Source organism: Pseudomonas sp. CAM1A (assembly GCF_047501685.1).
Taxonomy (GTDB): Bacteria; Pseudomonadota; Gammaproteobacteria; order Pseudomonadales; family Pseudomonadaceae; genus Aquipseudomonas.
The window spans coordinates 59,302-74,744 of the sequence record NZ_JBFNXP010000001.1; the positions used below are offsets into that span (position 1 = coordinate 59,302).

At 64.9% G+C, this 15,443-nt stretch carries 14 protein-coding genes; 5 read left to right on the forward strand and 9 right to left on the reverse strand.

What is annotated here, in order from left to right:
- The first annotated feature begins 48 nt into the window (after positions 1 to 48).
- The 4 genes from mdtD (at position 49) to yccS (ending at position 6,592) form a co-directional block, all read left to right on the forward strand.
- Positions 49 to 1,476 (forward strand): multidrug transporter subunit MdtD, encoded by a 1,428-nt coding sequence (mdtD, locus tag ABZO33_RS00260; protein ID WP_414534411.1) that lies wholly within the window; start codon positions 49 to 51, stop codon positions 1,474 to 1,476.
- 112 nt (positions 1,477 to 1,588) lie between these two features.
- Positions 1,589 to 2,926 carry an ATP-dependent RNA helicase DbpA gene (dbpA, locus tag ABZO33_RS00265; protein ID WP_414534874.1) on the forward strand — a complete coding sequence of 446 codons (1,338 nt, stop codon included), beginning with the start codon at positions 1,589 to 1,591 and terminating at the stop codon, positions 2,924 to 2,926.
- A gap of 136 nt (positions 2,927 to 3,062) precedes the next feature.
- Complete coding sequence (locus ABZO33_RS00270; RefSeq protein WP_414534412.1) at positions 3,063 to 4,244, forward strand: NAD(P)/FAD-dependent oxidoreductase; 1,182 nt, start codon at positions 3,063 to 3,065, stop codon at positions 4,242 to 4,244.
- Between the two features lie 164 nt (positions 4,245 to 4,408).
- Positions 4,409 to 6,592 carry a YccS family putative transporter gene (gene yccS, locus ABZO33_RS00275; protein ID WP_046853952.1) on the forward strand — a complete coding sequence of 728 codons (2,184 nt, stop codon included), beginning with the start codon at positions 4,409 to 4,411 and terminating at the stop codon, positions 6,590 to 6,592.
- A 27-nt stretch (positions 6,593 to 6,619) separates the two neighbouring features.
- Here the strand turns inward: yccS and ABZO33_RS00280 are convergent, their stop codons facing one another.
- A complete protein-coding gene (locus ABZO33_RS00280) occupies positions 6,620 to 7,357 on the reverse strand; it encodes a substrate-binding periplasmic protein (RefSeq protein WP_414534413.1) in 738 nt (245 codons plus the stop codon).
- A 212-nt stretch (positions 7,358 to 7,569) separates the two neighbouring features.
- On the opposite strand from ABZO33_RS00280, the gene ABZO33_RS00285 reads away from it, so the two are divergent.
- A complete protein-coding gene (locus tag ABZO33_RS00285) occupies positions 7,570 to 8,022 on the forward strand; it encodes a GNAT family N-acetyltransferase (protein WP_414534414.1) in 453 nt (150 codons plus the stop codon).
- Between the two features lie 31 nt (positions 8,023 to 8,053).
- Here the strand turns inward: ABZO33_RS00285 and ABZO33_RS00290 are convergent, their stop codons facing one another.
- The 8 genes from ABZO33_RS00290 to epd form a co-directional block, all read right to left on the reverse strand.
- The gene (locus tag ABZO33_RS00290) at positions 8,054 to 8,356 is read right to left on the reverse strand and encodes a winged helix-turn-helix domain-containing protein (RefSeq protein ID WP_023631707.1); all 303 of its coding nucleotides are present in this window, start codon (positions 8,354 to 8,356) and stop codon (positions 8,054 to 8,056) included.
- A 14-nt stretch (positions 8,357 to 8,370) separates the two neighbouring features.
- Positions 8,371 to 8,871 (reverse strand): M48 family metallopeptidase, encoded by a 501-nt coding sequence (locus ABZO33_RS00295; RefSeq protein WP_414534415.1) that lies wholly within the window; start codon positions 8,869 to 8,871, stop codon positions 8,371 to 8,373.
- Positions 8,872 to 8,909: 38 nt separating this feature from the next.
- The gene (locus ABZO33_RS00300) at positions 8,910 to 11,027 is read right to left on the reverse strand and encodes a putative bifunctional diguanylate cyclase/phosphodiesterase (RefSeq protein ID WP_414534416.1); all 2,118 of its coding nucleotides are present in this window, start codon (positions 11,025 to 11,027) and stop codon (positions 8,910 to 8,912) included.
- A 238-nt stretch (positions 11,028 to 11,265) separates the two neighbouring features.
- Positions 11,266 to 12,330: a class II fructose-bisphosphate aldolase gene (gene fba / locus ABZO33_RS00305; RefSeq protein WP_023631710.1), complete on the reverse strand. Its 1,065-nt coding sequence runs from the start codon at positions 12,328 to 12,330 to the stop codon at positions 11,266 to 11,268.
- Positions 12,331 to 12,430: 100 nt separating this feature from the next.
- Complete coding sequence (locus ABZO33_RS00310; protein WP_414534417.1) at positions 12,431 to 12,760, reverse strand: MliC family protein; 330 nt, start codon at positions 12,758 to 12,760, stop codon at positions 12,431 to 12,433.
- A 159-nt stretch (positions 12,761 to 12,919) separates the two neighbouring features.
- Entirely contained in the window at positions 12,920 to 13,138 is a 219-nt protein-coding gene (locus tag ABZO33_RS00315) for a hypothetical protein (RefSeq protein WP_414534418.1), read from the reverse strand.
- A gap of 32 nt (positions 13,139 to 13,170) precedes the next feature.
- Entirely contained in the window at positions 13,171 to 14,334 is a 1,164-nt protein-coding gene (locus tag ABZO33_RS00320) for a phosphoglycerate kinase (protein WP_414534419.1), read from the reverse strand.
- Between the two features lie 12 nt (positions 14,335 to 14,346).
- Positions 14,347 to 15,408 carry an erythrose-4-phosphate dehydrogenase gene (epd, locus tag ABZO33_RS00325; RefSeq protein WP_414534420.1) on the reverse strand — a complete coding sequence of 354 codons (1,062 nt, stop codon included), beginning with the start codon at positions 15,406 to 15,408 and terminating at the stop codon, positions 14,347 to 14,349.
- Positions 15,409 to 15,443 lie beyond the last annotated feature (35 nt).

Genomic DNA, 15,443 nt, shown 5'->3' on the forward strand with positions numbered 1-15,443 from the left:
CCACGGGCCTACTCCCACAATGGGCCCTACACTCGCCTGAGGTTTCTCATGCCCGACCGTGCCCCGCTGGACCCCGTCACCGCCCGCTGGATCCCCTGGGTGGTGGCCATCGCCTTCTTCATGCAATCGCTCGACGGCACCATCCTCAACACCGCGCTGCCGGCCATGGCCCGCTCGCTGGCCGAAGACCCGCTGCGCATGCAGGGGGTGATCATCGCCTACATGCTCACCGTGGCCCTGCTGATCCCGGCCTCGGGCTGGATCGCCGACCGTTTCGGCACCAAGCGCATCTTCTTCAGCGCGATCCTGCTGTTCAGCTTCGGCTCGCTGTTGTGCGCCATGGCCAACAGCCTCGGTTTCCTGATCTTCGCCCGGGTGGTGCAAGGCCTGGGCGGCGCACTGATGCTGCCGGTCGGCAGGCTGGTGGTGTTGCGCGCCTACCCGCGCAGCGAACTGGTGCGGATCATGAGTTTCATCACCATCCCCGGCCTGCTCGGCCCGCTGCTCGGCCCGACCGTGGGCGGCTGGCTGGTGGAAATCCTCAGCTGGCACTGGATCTTCCTGCTCAACCTGCCGGTGGGCGCCGTGGGTTGCTATGCGGTGTGGCGGTTCATCCCCGACCTGCGCGGCGCCGAGCGCACCACCTTCGACGGGCCGGGCTTCCTGCTGTTCGGCGCGGCGATGGTGCTGATCACCATCGCCATGGAAGGCCTGGGCGAACTGCACCTGCCGCACCTGCGGGTAATGCTGTTGCTGTTCGCCGGCATGGCCTGCCTGGCCGCCTACTGGCTGCGTGCCGGGCGCGACCCGGAGCCACTGTTCTCGCCGTCACTGTTCCGCGTGCGCACTTTCGCCATCGGCATCCTCGGCAACCTGTTCGCCCGCCTGGGCAGCGGTGCCCTGCCCTTCCTGGTGCCGTTGCTGCTGCAGGTGGCGCTGGGCTACTCGCCGGCGCAGGCCGGCATGAGCATGATTCCGCTGGCGGCGGCGGCGATGCTCGCCAAGTCGGTCGCCCGGCCGCTGATCGAGCGCCTCGGCTACCGCATCGTGCTCACCGGCAACACCCTGCTGCTGGGCCTGCTGCTGGCCAGCCTGGGGCTGGTCGACGAACAGACGCCGTATGCGCTGCTGCTGGCGCAACTGGCGATGCTGGGCGCGGTGAACTCGATGCAGTTCACGGCGATGAACACCGTGACCCTGATCGACCTCGACGACGCCAGCGCCAGCAGCGGCAACAGCCTGCTGTCAGTGGTCGCGCAACTGTCGCTGAGCCTGGGCGTGGCCTGCGCCGGCGCGCTGCTCGGTGGTTTTACCGCGGCCGGCAGCGCCGAAGGCGTGGAAAGCACCTTGGGGGCGTTCCAGCTGACCTTCGTCACCATCGGCGTGATGGCCATGCTGGCAGCGGCGATCTTCCTGCAACTGGCGCCGACGGACGGAAGGCGCGCTCGTCGTCCGGAACATCACGTCGAGTCGTAGGGCGAATGGCCACGAGGCTGGTAGACTGTGCGACATTTTTCGCTTCGCACCGCAGGCCCGCCTCGTGACCGTTGAAACCACCGCCTTTGCCACCCTCCCGCTGTCCACCGCCATGCTGGCCAACCTGGACGCCCTGGGCTACGCCTCGATGACTCCGATCCAGGCCCAGAGCCTGCCGGTGATCCTCAAGGGCCAGGACCTGATCGCCCAGGCCAAGACCGGCAGCGGCAAGACCGCCGCCTTCGGCATCGGCCTGCTCAACCCGATCAACCCGCGCTACTTCGGTTGCCAGGCGCTGGTGCTGTGCCCGACTCGCGAGCTAGCCGACCAGGTGGCCAAGGAACTGCGCCGCCTGGCCCGCGCCGAGGACAACATCAAGATCCTCACCCTGTGCGGCGGCGTCTCGCTGGGCCCGCAGATCGCTTCGCTGGAGCACGGCGCGCACATCATCGTCGGCACCCCAGGGCGCATTCAGCAGCACCTGGACAAAGGCACCCTGGTGCTCGACGGTCTCAACACCCTGGTACTGGACGAAGCCGACCGCATGCTCGACATGGGCTTCTTCGACGCCATCGCCAGCATCATCGGCAAGACCCCGTCGCGCCGCCAGACCCTGCTGTTCTCGGCCACCTACCCGGCCGGCATCGAGCAGTTGGCCAAGGATTTCATGCGCCAGCCACAGCAGGTCAAGGTCGAGGCGCTGCACAGCGACAGCCAGATCGAACAGCGCTTTGTCGAAATCGATCCGCAACAACGCCTGGAAGCGGTGACCCGCGTGCTCGGCCACTACCGCCCGCAGTCCTGCGTGGCGTTCTGCTTCACCAAGCAGCAGTGCGAGGACGTGGTCGCCCACCTGACCGCCAAGGGCATCGTCGCCCAGGCCCTGCACGGCGACCTGGAGCAACGCGACCGCGACCAGGTGCTGACGATGTTCGCCAACCGCAGCAGCTCGGTGCTGGTAGCCACCGACGTCGCCGCCCGCGGCCTGGACATCGATGGCCTGGACTTGGTCATCAACGTCGAACTGGCGCGTGACGCCGAGATCCATGTGCACCGCGTTGGCCGTACCGGCCGGGCTGGCGAGAAAGGCGCGGCAATCAGCCTGGTGGCCCCGGCCGAGGGCCATCGCGCACAAGCCATCGAAGACCTGCAGAAGCAGCCGCTGCGCTGGGAACAGCTGGACAACCTCAAGAGCAAAGGCGGCGAGCCGCTGCTGCCGGCGATGACCACCCTGTGCATCGGTGCCGGACGCAAGGACAAACTGCGCCCGGGCGACATCCTCGGCGCGCTGACCGGCGATGCCGGGTTGCCGGGCAAGCAGGTGGGCAAGATCGCCATCTTCGACTTCGTGGCGTTCGTGGCCGTGGAGCGGGCGGTGGCCAAGCAGGCCATGCAGCGGCTGAACAGCGGCAAGATCAAGGGTCGCGCCCTGAAAGTGCGCATCATTTAAACCGTTTCACCGATTATTCGTGGGAGCGGGCTTGCCCCGCGATGAGGCCAGCCCAGGCAATCATGTTGCCCCTGCTGACGCCATCGCGGGGCAAGCCCGCTCCCACGCACCCTCTACTTTGCCAAAGGTTCCAACCGTGCACTCCACCGACGTGATCATCCTCGGCGCCGGCGCCGCCGGCCTGATGTGCGCCCAGCTCACCGCCCGCCGTGGCCGCCGGGTGCTGCTGCTCGACCACGCCAATAAACCGGGCAAGAAGATCCTCATGTCCGGCGGCGGGCGCTGCAACTTCACCAACATGTACACCGAGCCGGCCAACTTCCTCTCGCACAACCCGCATTTCTGCAAGTCGGCGCTGGCCCGCTACACCCAGTGGGACTTCATCGAGCTGGTGTGCAAGCACGGCGTGCCGTACCACGAGAAGAAACTCGGCCAGCTGTTCTGCGACAACAAGTCCAGCGACATCCTCGACATGCTCCTGGCCGAGTGCGACCAGGCCGGCGCCGAGTTGCGCATGAACACCAGCATCGACAAGATCGAAAAGACCGAGGCCGGCTACACTCTGCAGACCAGCGCCGGCCCATTCGCCTGCCAGTCGCTGGTGATCGCCACCGGCGGCCTGTCGATCCCGACGCTCGGCGCCAGTGGTTTCGGCTACCAGGTTGCCCGCCAGTTCGGCCACGAACTGCTGCCAACCCGCGCCGGCCTGGTGCCGTTCACCATCACCGAGCCGCAGCTCAAGGCACTGTGTACCGAGTTGTCGGGCACCTCGCTGGATTGCATCGCCAGCTGCAATGGCACGAGCTTCCGTGAAAACCTGCTGTTCACCCACCGCGGCCTGAGCGGCCCGGCGATCCTGCAGATCTCGTCATTCTGGGAGGCCGGCGACACGGTGGAGATCAACCTGCTGCCCGATCGCGACGCCTTGGAATGGCTGCAAGACCAACAAGCCGAGCGTCCCAACAGCGAGCTGAAGACCGTGCTGGGCGAGGTGTTCACCCGTAAACTGGCCAACTTGCTGGCCGAGCAGTGGTTCGAGTCCAAGCCGCTGAAGCAATACACCCCTGCGGAACTGGCGCAGGTCGCCGATAAATTGGCGGCCTGGCAGGTAATACCGGCCGGCACCGAAGGCTATCGCACTGCGGAAGTGACCCTGGGCGGTGTGGATACCCGCGAAGTGTCTTCGAAAACCATGGAATCGCTGAAAAGCCCCGGGCTGTACTTCATCGGCGAAGTGCTGGATGTCAGCGGGCACCTGGGCGGTTTTAACTTCCAGTGGGCCTGGGCTTCGGCCAACGCGGCGGCGCAGTTCGTGTAGAGTAGAATCCATTCAGCAGCACGGAACGCTTCTTGCTGGTCCATCGCTGCGAAGGGTGAAAACCATCGCGGGGCCAGCCCGCTCCCACGTCAGAAGGCGTGGGAGCGGGCTAGCCCCGCGATGAGGCCCCAGAGATTCTTTTACGAACTGCCCAGCAGGCCATCATGTCATCGAGCTCGTTCCGCCATTCATTGCGTCGCCTGTGGGGCCAAGACAAGTTCAGCTACGCCATCCGCGTGACCATTGCCCTCACCGGCAGCATGGCCTGGTGCTGGTACCAGAACGAGATGAGCCTGCTTATCCCGCTGTTCCTCGGCATCATCGCCAGCGCCCTGGCCGAGACTGACGATGGCTGGCAGGGCCGGCTCAGTGCCCTGCTGGTCACCCTGGGCTGCTTCGCCATTGCCGCGCTGTCGGTCGAGCTGTTGTTCCCCTACCCCTGGATCTTCGCGGTTGCGCTGGCCCTGGCGGCGTTCTCCCTGACCATGCTCGGGGCCCTGGGCGAACGCTATGGGGCAATCGCCTCGGCCACCTTGATCCTCTCGGTCTACACCATGATCGGTGTCGACCAGCGCGGCGGCGAAGTCAGCGATTTCTGGCACGAGCCTCTGCTACTGGTGGCGGGAGCGGCGTGGTACGGGCTGCTGTCGGTACTGTGGCAGGCATTGTTCGCCAACCAGCCGGTGCAACAGAGCCTGGCCAGGCTGTTCTACGAGCTGGGCAGCTACCTCAAGCTCAAGGCCAGCCTGTTCGAGCCGGTCCGCACCCTCGATGTCGAGGCCACGCGCCTGGAACTGGCCAAGCAGAATGGCAAGGTAGTGGCCGCGCTCAACGCCGCCAAGGAGATCATCCTGCACCGGGTCGGCAACAGCCAGCCCAACTCCAAGGTCAGCCGCTACCTCAAGCTGTACTTCCTGGCCCAGGACATCCATGAGCGGGTCAGCGCTTCGCACTATCCGTACAACGGCCTGACCGAAGCGTTCTTCCACAGCGACGTGATGTTCCGCTGCCAGCGTCTGCTGCGCAAGCAGGGCTCGTCCTGCCAGGAGCTGGCGCGTTCGATCCGCCTGCGCCAGCCGTTCGTGCTGGCCAGCGGCTACCCCGAGGCCCTGGAAGACCTCAACGCCTCGCTTGAGCACCTGCGCACCCAGAACAACCCGGCCTGGCGCAGCCTGTTGCGCTCGCTGCGGGCTCTGGCTGCCAACCTGGCCACGCTGGACCGGCTGCTCAGCGCCGCCAGCAACCCGGACAGCCTGGCCGATGCCAGCGACAGCAGCCTGCTCGACCGTTCGCCGCGCAACTTCAAGGATGTGTGGAAACGCCTGCGCACCCAGCTGACGCCCACCTCGCTGCTGTTCCGCCACGCCCTGCGCCTGTCGCTGGCATTGTCGGTGGGCTATGGCATGGTTCACCTGATCCACCCGACCCAGGGCTACTGGATCATCCTCACCACGTTGTTCGTCTGCCAGCCCAACTATGGCGCGACGCGGCGCAAACTGGTGCAGCGGATCATCGGCACCGCCATCGGCCTGACTGTGGGCTGGGCGCTGTTCGACCTGTTCCCCAACCCCATCGTCCAGTCGCTGTTCGCGGTGGTCGCGGGGGTGGTGTTCTTCGTCAACCGCACCACCCGCTATACCCTGGCCACGGCGGCGATCACCCTGATGGTGCTGTTCTGCTTCAACCAGATCGGCGATGGCTACGGTTTGTTCCTGCCACGCCTGTTCGATACCCTGGTCGGCAGCCTGATCGCCATCCTCGCGGTGTTCCTGTTCCTGCCTGACTGGCAGGGCCGGCGGCTGAACAAGGTGCTGGCCAACACCCTGGCCTGCGCCAGTGAATACCTGCGCCAGATCATGCAGCAGTACGCCCATGGCAAGCGCGACGACCTGGCCTACCGCCTGGCCCGGCGCAATGCGCACAATGCCGACGCGGCGCTGTCGACCACCCTGGCCAACATGCTCATGGAGCCTGGGCATTTCCGTAAGGAGGCCGACGTCGGCTTCCGCTTCCTGGTGTTGTCACATACCTTGCTGAGCTACCTCTCGGGGCTGGGCGCGCACCGCGACACAGCACTGCCGGCCGAGGTCCACGAGCAGCTGATCGATGGTGCCGGGCGGAGCCTGGCCAGCAGCCTGGACGAGATCGCCAATGGCCTGGCGGCACGCTTGCCGGTGGCGATCCACAGCGACGCCGAGGAGGCGCTGGCCAACGCGCTGGAACAGATGCCCGAGGAGCTGGACGAGCATCAGCGCCTGGTGCAGACGCAATTGGCGCTTATCTGCCGACAGTTGGGGCCGTTGCGGACCTTGGCCGGGCATCTGATCAAGGAAGGTCAACCCGCCTGATCGCTCGCTCCCACGCCAAGAGCGGGCTTAGAACCCATGCTGGCGCATCAGGCGGGCATAACTGCCGTCGGCCTTCATGGTGGCGATGGCCTTTTCGAACCGCGCCACGATCTTCTTGTGCTCCGGGTGCTTGAGGCTCACCAGGATGTGCAGGCTGTTCTCGCCCAGCGGCGGCTCGACAAAGGCCACGCCTTCACGCACCTGCTGCGGCTCGCGCTGCAGGTTGTAGCGCGCCACGTATTCATCCTCCACCGCCAGGTTCACCCGCCCGGCCGCCAGCATGCGCACCGCCGATGAAAAGTTGCGCACCAGCACCTTGTTCAGGCGTTCGTCGCTGTCAAATTCGGGGGAATAGGCGTAGTCGCGCACCACGGCGATGGTGTACGGGTACAGGTCAGCCTGGCGGGCATAGGCAAAAGCCTCGCCTTCACGCTTGAGCAGGCGGATACGGTTGACCAGGTAGGTCGCGGAGAACTGGCCGATCAGGGTGCGCTCCTGGTTGTACCAGGCATTGATCAGCACATCGTAGCGCCCCTCGCCCACACCCATCAGTGCCCTGGCCCAGGGCACCTCCTCGAACTCGGTGGCGTAGCCGGCACGGGTCAGCGCCGTGGTGACGATGCTGGTGGCCAGGCCGCCACCGGGCATGCCGGTGTCGGTGAAGGGCGGCCAGCTGTCGGCCACCAGCCGCAGCTTGCCATGGGCCAGGGCAGGCCCCGCGCACAACAGTCCCAGTAAGCCAAGAACGCAAAGCAGTGGCCGCATGCTCAAATCCTTTCGCAGTTGGGGGCCCACGCTGGTGACGGCGATCTCTACTAGCAACAAAGGTTGCAGATTACACAAGCCAAATCCTGGCGACAGCGGACGATAATGTCATTTAGCCTCTATTTTGGCCGAATCCTGGACGGCGTCATTCTCCCTCGTCGTGACCGCCTGGATTTGCGATGATCGACGGTCAACCGAAGGAGTCCTCCCCCATGTCCATCGAGTGGATCTGCAAGCACCATGGCGACCTCGCCAAGGAACAACTCTACGCCATCCTGCAACTGCGCACCGAGGTGTTCGTGGTCGAGCAACGATGCGCCTACCAGGAAGTCGACGGGCTCGATCTGCAAGGCGACACCCTGCACCTGATGGGCTGGGACGGGGATCGACTGGTGGCCTACCTGCGTTTGCTCGACCCGCAATCACACAATGGCGACGTGGTTATCGGCCGGGTGGTGACCGCCCCCTCGGCGCGTGGGGGTGGGCTGGGGCATCAACTGCTGCTCAAGGGGCTGGAGTGCGCGGCGCACTGCTGGGCGGGGACGCCGGTATACCTGTCGGCCCAGGCGCACCTGCAGGGCTACTACAACCGCCATGGCTTCGAGGTGGTGGGCGAGGAATACCTCGAGGACGATATTCCGCATATCGGCATGCGCAAGGGCTGAGAATATTGTCGCGGGGCAAGCCCCGCGATGCTCATGGGTAGCCCAGCACGTCACGGATCTGCCGCAGGTGCTGGATGATCCACTGCTTGTCGATCGCGCCCCAGTCGTGAATCCGGTAATGCCCGGCATGGTTGCGCGCACCGGCCTGCTGCTCGAACTCGCAGATGATGTCCAGGTCGGCCAGGGCGGCGATGGTGTCCTGGGCGGTACGCCGGGGCATGCCGGTGGCCTCCATCAACGCCGGCACACTGGTGGCGGTCTGGCTGTCGATCAGCCAGGCCACGTAAAGGCGGCGGTAGAAGCTGCTGCGGGTCTTGCTCACTTCCGTGGTCATGGGGTGCTTGTCCCTCAGGTGTTGCCCGGCAGTTCCCGATAGGTCAGGTAGACGCGCAGGTCGAATTCAAGTTGATGGTAGTCCGGCTCCATGTGCTGACAGAGCTGGTAGAACGCCTTGTTGTGATCGCGCTCCCTCAGGTGCGCCAGCTCATGCACCACGATCATGCGCAGGAACTGCGGCGCTGCCTCGCGGAACAACGAGGCGACGCGGATCTCCTTCTTGGCCTTGAGCTTGCCACCCTGCACCCGCGATACCGCCGTGTTCAGGCCCAATGCACGGTGGGTGAGGTCCAGGCGGTTGTCGAACAGGACCTTGTCCAGCGGCGGCGCACTGCGCAGGTACTGCTGCTTGATCTCCTGGGCAAAACCGTACAGGGCCTTGTCGCTCTGCACGTCATGGCGTTCGGGATAGCGCTGGCGCAGGTAGTCGCCCAGACGATCGCTGGCGATCATCTGGCGCACCTGCTCCTGCAGGTGCGGCGGGTAGGCTTGCAGGTAACGTAGGGCGGTCATGGCAGGCGTTCGGAACGAGAAGACGCGAGTTTAGCCAATCACGACGTCCATGGGAAAAACGCTGGAAAATCGCCAGCGGCGTCGGCAGTGAGCGGCCGCGCCACCAGGAACCCCTGCACGTAGGCGCAACCGGCGCCCTTGAGCCATTCGGCCTGGGCCCGGGTCTCGACACCCTCGGCGATTACCGTGATGTCGTAGGCCGCGCACAGGTCGATGACACTGCGCACCAAGGCGATATCCGCCGCCGAGTCCGGCAGCCGCGCGACCAGGTGCCGGTCGAGCTTGAGCGTGTCGATAGGCAGGTCGCGCAGCATGCGCAACGAGCAGTCGCCTGCGCCGAAGTCGTCCAGCGCCACGCGAATGCCCAGCTCGCGCAGGCGATGCACCTGCTTCACCGCCGCGTCGATGTTGTACATCAACGAGGTCTCGGCAACCTCCACCTCCAGCTGGGCGGGTTGCAGTTGATGCTTGTCGATCACCTGAGCCAATTCATCGACCAACCCCGGCATGGTGAACTGGGCGCGGCTCAGGCTGATGCCCAGCACCAGCTGCGAACCGAAGCGATCGCTCCAGGCATTGCGCTGCGCGGCACCCTTGCGGTAGATCCAGCTGGCCAGGCGGTTGATCAGGCGGGCCTCCTCCAGCAACGGGATGAACAGCCCGGGCGGCACGTCGCCGACGCTCGGGTGCTGCCAGCGCAACAGCGCCTCGAAGCCGCGCAGCCGGCCATCGGCGAACGCCACCTGAGGCTGGTAGACCAAACTGAAATCATTTTGCTCGATGGCCGTACGCACGCTGTCCTCGAGCATCAACCGTGAGCGGGCGCGACCATTGAGTTCCTGGTCGTAGAAGCGGTACTGCTGGCGCCCAGCCTGCTTGGCCGCGTACATCGCCGCATCGGCCGCGCGCAACAGACCCTCCACGTTGGCACCGCAATCGGGGTAGGTGGCGATGCCGATGCTCACTCCCAGGTTGACCTCGAGCCCATCCACCTGCTGGAAGCTCGACATGCGCTCCAGCAGCTTTTCCGCATAGCGGCCGGCCTGCTCGGGGTACGGCAGGCCATCGAACAACGCGGTGAACTCATCGCCGCCCATACGCGCCAGCAGCGCCTCGCTGCCCAGGCACTCCTTGAGCTGGTCGGCCACCCAGCGCAGGACCTTGTCGCCGGCCTCATGGCCGAGCAGGTCGTTGATCCGCTTGAAGCCGTCCAGGTCCATGTACATCAGGGCCTTGGCCTTGTCCGAACGCTCGTTGCGCAACAACGCGCTTTCGGCGGTCTGGTAGAAGCCACGGCGGTTGAGCAGCCCGGTCAGCGGGTCGGTCACCGCCTGGTACTCCAGTTGCTGGTGCAGGCTGCGCACCACCGACATGTCCAGCACCGTCACCACCATGGCCTTCTGTTCGGCGGGCAGCGGCGCGCAGGACAATGCCACCGGCACCGGCTGGCCACCGAGGGTGCGCAGTTGGGCATCGTGCACCCGGAAGATCTGCCGCCGCAAATAGGCCTGGTAGAAGTCCGACTCATGCCACAGGTTGGCGCAGGGGAGCTGGATCAGGTCCAGCATGTGCGCGCCCTGCAGCTTCTCCACCGGCGCATCGAGCAGGCGCGAGATGGCCGGGTTGGCGAAGCCGATGCAACCCGTTTCGTCCACCACCAGGATGCCCTCGGCGGCATTTTCCAGGATCGAGGCGTTGAACGCCCGCGCCGACTCCAGTTCACGAGTCAGCCGTTGCAGCATGCGCCTGCTGCGCTGCTGCTCCAGCAGGGCCTGGACCTTGGGCTTGAGAATCTGCGGATCGAACGGTTTGAACAGGTAGTCCACCGCGCCGCTGGCATAGCCCTTGAGCACGGCGGCGTCGGACTGCTCGTTGGCAGTCAGGAAAATGATCGGGGTCAAACGCGTGCGTTGGCTGCCGCGCATCAGGCGGGCAACCTCGAAACCGTCCATTTCGGGCATCTGCACGTCGAGCAGAACCAGATCGACCTCGTGCTCGAGCAGGGTGCTCAGGGCTTCCATCCCTGAACTGGCAGTCAATACCTGCCAATCCTGGCGGGACAGCAAGGCCCGCATGCTGATGAGGTTCTCCGGATAGTCGTCTACGACCAACAGAACCGAACTGCTTTCCGGTGTTTGAGAATAAGCGCCATCCATGTTGCTTCTCTTGGTAAGTCCAACTGCGACTTGTTATTGGATCCGATTGTTACTCTAGTCTCGGCCTCCGAAGACGCAATGCAGGTGGATGGCTATAAGCCACTGGAGTTGATGTTAGCCGACTAACGGTATAAGCGCCGGACAGGCGACGCACGGCCCAGGCCTGAGCGTTCGGCACAAGGCAACAGGCACAAAAAAGCCCGCATCGCTGCGGGCTCTTGCGTTGAACGGTGCCGGATCAGTTGATCTTGGCCGCCAGTTCACCTTTGGCATAGCGCTGGAACATGCCTTCCAGGGAGATCGGCTTGATCTTCGAGGCATTACCGGCGGTGCCGAAGGCTTCGTAGCGGGCGATGCACACGTCACGCATGGCCTTGACGGTTTCACCGAAGAACTTGCGCGGGTCGAACTCGCTCGGGTTCTGCGCCATCAGACGGCGCATGGCGCCAGTGGAGGCCAGGCGCAGGTCGGTGTCGATATTGACCTTGCGTACACCGTACTTGATGCCTTCGACGATCTCTTCGACCGGCACGCCGTAGGTTTCCTTGATGTCGCCACCGTACTGGTTGATGATCGCCAGCCACTCTTGCGGCACCGAGGACGAGCCGTGCATCACCAGGTGGGTGTTGGGGATGCGCTTGTGGATTTCCTTGATGCGGTCGATCGCCAGCACGTCGCCGGTAGGTGGCTTGGTGAACTTGTAGGCGCCGTGGCTGGTACCGATGGCGATGGCCAGGGCGTCCACCTGGGTCTTCTTGACGAAGTCGGCCGCTTCTTCCGGGTCGGTCAGCATCTGGCTGTGATCGAGCACGCCTTCGGCGCCGATGCCGTCCTCTTCACCGGCCATGCCGGTTTCCAGCGAACCCAGGCAGCCCAGCTCGCCTTCTACCGAAACGCCGCAGGCATGCGCCATGGCGACGGTCTGCTGGGTGACACGGACGTTGTACTCGTAGTCGGTCGGGGTCTTGCCGTCTTCACCCAGCGAGCCGTCCATCATCACCGAGCTGAAGCCCAGCTGGATGGAGCGCTGGCACACGTCAGGGCTGGTGCCGTGGTCCTGGTGCATGCACACCGGAATGTGCGGGAACTCTTCGATGGCCGCCAGGATCAGGTGGCGCAGGAACGGCGCACCGGCGTACTTGCGAGCGCCAGCGGAAGCCTGGACGATGACCGGGGAGTCGGTCTTGTCGGCGGCTTCCATGATCGCGCGCATCTGCTCGAGGTTGTTGACGTTGAAAGCCGGAACGCCGTAGCCGAACTCGGCGGCGTGGTCCAGCATCTGGCGCATGCTAATGAGTGCCATTGTGTATCTCTCTCCCGACAAGCGTCGTTTGTTTCGTGCAAGCCTGCCGCAGGGGCGGTTGCTGTTCAAGTAGTGTGGGCCACCTGCGCGGCCCGGCCAGTCACGGTGCCTTGCAGCCCCGCCCAATCAGATCGTTGGTCGCCACCCAGTACACCAGGCCTTCTTCACCTTTGGTGTGGAAGGCCAGCATGCCATCGCTGTACAGCGCGCCGGAGGCGCCCGGCTCGGCCTTGAGCCGGTAGACCTGGTCGCCGCCACCCAGGCGTACATCGACCGCGTCCTGTTGTGCATCGGCGAAGCGCCACAGCACCTCGGCCTGGCTGTCGCAGACCCAGCGGGTCCAGTTGTCCGCCACCGGGGCGGGTGCTGGCTGCAACAGCGAGCAGCCTGCCAGGGTCGCCAGGGCCAGTGTGGCCAGAAGCGCTTTCATTAAACATCCTCGTAGCGAGCCTGCTACATCGGCCCCATCGCGGGGCAAGCCCGCTCCCACGCATGACAACGTGGGAGCGGGCTTGCCCCGCGATGGGGCCGCAACGGCAGGCCCTATGTTCAAGACCACAAAACAGCCTTCAGGTTGCCTAACGCCCGATCAAGGGCAGCCCGGCGCCTTGCGCTGGTGCTCGTCGTCGTACTTTTCCAGGCCGTCCGGGCCCAGGCGCGTGTTGATCACCGGTGCCGTCTCGGCCTGCCACTGGGACTGGTAGCAACCGCCCTTGGGCGGCTGCGCCGGGTCAGCCTCGCTGCCCGTGTTGCTGGAGCAAGCGCCCAGCAACACGGCCACGATCATCACAGGCAATTGCTTGACCATCAGGTCGCTCCCTTTGCCAGGCGCCTTCAAACTCAGGCCTTGGCCCGTTCTTCCAGGATTGCCACGGCTGGCAGGACCTTGCCCTCGACGAACTCGAGGAACGCGCCGCCACCGGTAGAAATGTAGGAGATATCGGCGCCAACGCCATACTTGTCGATGGCCGCCAGGGTGTCACCGCCACCGGCGATGGAGAATGCGGCGCTGTCGGCGATGGCCTTGGCCAGTACCTTGGTGCCGTTGCCGAACTGGTCGAATTCGAACACACCGACCGGGCCGTTCCACAGGATGGTCTTCGAGGTCTTCAGCAACTCGGCGAACTGCTCGGCGGTCTTTGGACCGATATCCAGGATCATGTCGTCGGCGGCTACGTCGGCGATCGACTTGACAGTGGCTTCGGCGTCTTCGGCGAATGCCTTGGCGACCACCACGTCCACCGGCAGCGGCACGCTGACCTTGGCGGCGATGGCCTTGGCGGTCTCGATCAGGTCAGGCTCATACAGCGACTTGCCGACCGGGTGACCGGCGGCGGCGAGGAAGGTGTTGGCAATGCCGCCACCGACGATCAGTTGGTCGCACACGGTGCTCAGGCTGTTCAGCACGTCCAGCTTGGTGGAGACCTTGGAGCCGGCAACGATGGCCGCCATCGGCTTGGCCGGGGCCTTCAGAGCCTTGCCCAGGGCGTCCAGCTCAGCGGCCAGCAGCGGGCCGGCAGCTGCGACCTTGGCGAACTTGGCGACGCCATGGGTCGAACCTTCGGCGCGGTGGGCAGTGCCGAAGGCGTCCATGACGAACACGTCGCACAGGGCGGCGTACTGCTGCGCCAGCTCATCGGCGTTCTTCTTCTCGCCCTTGTTGAAGCGCACGTTCTCGAACAACACCAGGTCACCGGCCTTTACCTCGACGCCGTCGAGATAGTCGGCGACCAGCGGAACGTCGCGGCCCAGGGCCTTGCTCAGGTAGTCGGCAACCGGCTTGAGGCTGTTCTCGGCGGAGAACTCGCCTTCGGTCGGGCGGCCCAGGTGCGAGCAGACCATTACCGCCGCGCCCTTCTCCAGGGCCAGCTTGATGGTCGGCAGCGCTGCCAGGATACGCGCGTCGCTGGTTACCACACCGTCCTTCACAGGCACGTTGAGGTCTTCGCGGATCAGTACGCGCTTACCTTGCAGGTCGAGGTCGGTCATCTTCAACACGGTCATGAATGCAGTCCTTCAGGGCTGTTTGCTGCGGGTAGAGTGGACGACGTGCAGATAATGTTCGGCAACGTCGAGCATACGGTTGGCGAACCCCCATTCGTTGTCGAACCAGGCCAGCAGGTTCACCAGGCGTGGGCCGGAAACGCGGGTCTGGCTGGCATCGACGATGGCCGAATGCGGGTCATGGTTGAAATCACAGCTGGCGTGGGGCAGCTCGGTGTAGGCCAGCAGGCCCTTGAGCGGGCCATCCAGGGCGGCCTCGCGAAGCACCCGGTTGACCTCTGCGGCGCTGGTGTCGCGGGAGGTCTGCAGGGTGATGTCCAGGCACGACACGTTGACGGTCGGCACGCGTACCGCTTTGGCCTGGATTCGCCCGGCAAGTTCCGGCAGCAGGCGTTCGATACCACGCGCCAGACCAGTGGACACCGGGATTACCGACTGGAACGCCGAACGGGTGCGGCGCAGGTCTTCGTGGTGATAGGCATCGATCACCGGCTGGTCGTTCATCGCCGAGTGGATGGTGGTGATCTGCACGTATTCAATGCCGAACGCCTGGTCCAGCACCCGCAGCAGCGGCACGCCGCAGTTGGTGGTGCAGGAGGCGTTGGACACCAGCAGCTCGCTGCCGGTCAGGCAGTCCTGGTTGATGCCGTAGACCACGGTGGCGTCGACATCCGCCTCGCTGGCCATGGGCTGGGAGAACAGCACCCGCGGTGCACCGGCATCGAGAAAGCGCTGGCCGTCGGCGCGGGTGTTGTAGGCGCCAGAGCACTCCAGCACCAGGTCGACATCCAGGGCGGCCCAGTCGATGCCTTCGGGGGTGGCGCTACGCAGCACTTTCACGCAGTCACCATTGATATGCAGACAGTCGCCGTCGACTTTCACCTCACCGGGAAAACGCCCGTGGGTGGAGTCGAAGCGCGTCAGGTATTCCAGGCTGGCCTGGTCGGCCAGGTCGTTCAGCGCGACGATCTCGAAACCGGCCTTCGCCCCCCGCTCGAACAGTGCGCGCAGGACACAGCGGCCGATGCGGCCGTAACCGTTGAGTGCAACTTTGTAGGGACGCGGGTGGGGCATTCGATACTCACGTGCAGGTGCGTTGAACGACCATC

What these genes read in the sequence shown, in the direction of transcription:
- ABZO33_RS00310 (WP_414534417.1), bottom strand. Translation starts at nt 12,760, where the DNA reads ATGAAAGCGCTTCTGGCCACACTGGCCCTGGCGACCCTGGCAGGCTGC.
- yccS (WP_046853952.1), top strand. Translation starts at nt 4,409, where the DNA reads ATGTCATCGAGCTCGTTCCGCCATTCATTGCGTCGCCTGTGGGGCCAA.
- dbpA (WP_414534874.1), top strand. Translation starts at nt 1,589, where the DNA reads ATGCTGGCCAACCTGGACGCCCTGGGCTACGCCTCGATGACTCCGATC.
- epd (WP_414534420.1), bottom strand. Translation starts at nt 15,408, where the DNA reads ATGCCCCACCCGCGTCCCTACAAAGTTGCACTCAACGGTTACGGCCGC.
- ABZO33_RS00295 (WP_414534415.1), bottom strand. Translation starts at nt 8,871, where the DNA reads ATGACCGCCCTACGTTACCTGCAAGCCTACCCGCCGCACCTGCAGGAG.
- ABZO33_RS00300 (WP_414534416.1), bottom strand. Translation starts at nt 11,027, where the DNA reads ATGGATGGCGCTTATTCTCAAACACCGGAAAGCAGTTCGGTTCTGTTG.
- ABZO33_RS00285 (WP_414534414.1), top strand. Translation starts at nt 7,570, where the DNA reads ATGTCCATCGAGTGGATCTGCAAGCACCATGGCGACCTCGCCAAGGAA.
- ABZO33_RS00280 (WP_414534413.1), bottom strand. Translation starts at nt 7,357, where the DNA reads ATGCGGCCACTGCTTTGCGTTCTTGGCTTACTGGGACTGTTGTGCGCG.
- fba (WP_023631710.1), bottom strand. Translation starts at nt 12,330, where the DNA reads ATGGCACTCATTAGCATGCGCCAGATGCTGGACCACGCCGCCGAGTTC.
- ABZO33_RS00290 (WP_023631707.1), bottom strand. Translation starts at nt 8,356, where the DNA reads ATGACCACGGAAGTGAGCAAGACCCGCAGCAGCTTCTACCGCCGCCTT.
- ABZO33_RS00320 (WP_414534419.1), bottom strand. Translation starts at nt 14,334, where the DNA reads ATGACCGTGTTGAAGATGACCGACCTCGACCTGCAAGGTAAGCGCGTA.
- ABZO33_RS00315 (WP_414534418.1), bottom strand. Translation starts at nt 13,138, where the DNA reads ATGGTCAAGCAATTGCCTGTGATGATCGTGGCCGTGTTGCTGGGCGCT.
- mdtD (WP_414534411.1), top strand. Translation starts at nt 49, where the DNA reads ATGCCCGACCGTGCCCCGCTGGACCCCGTCACCGCCCGCTGGATCCCC.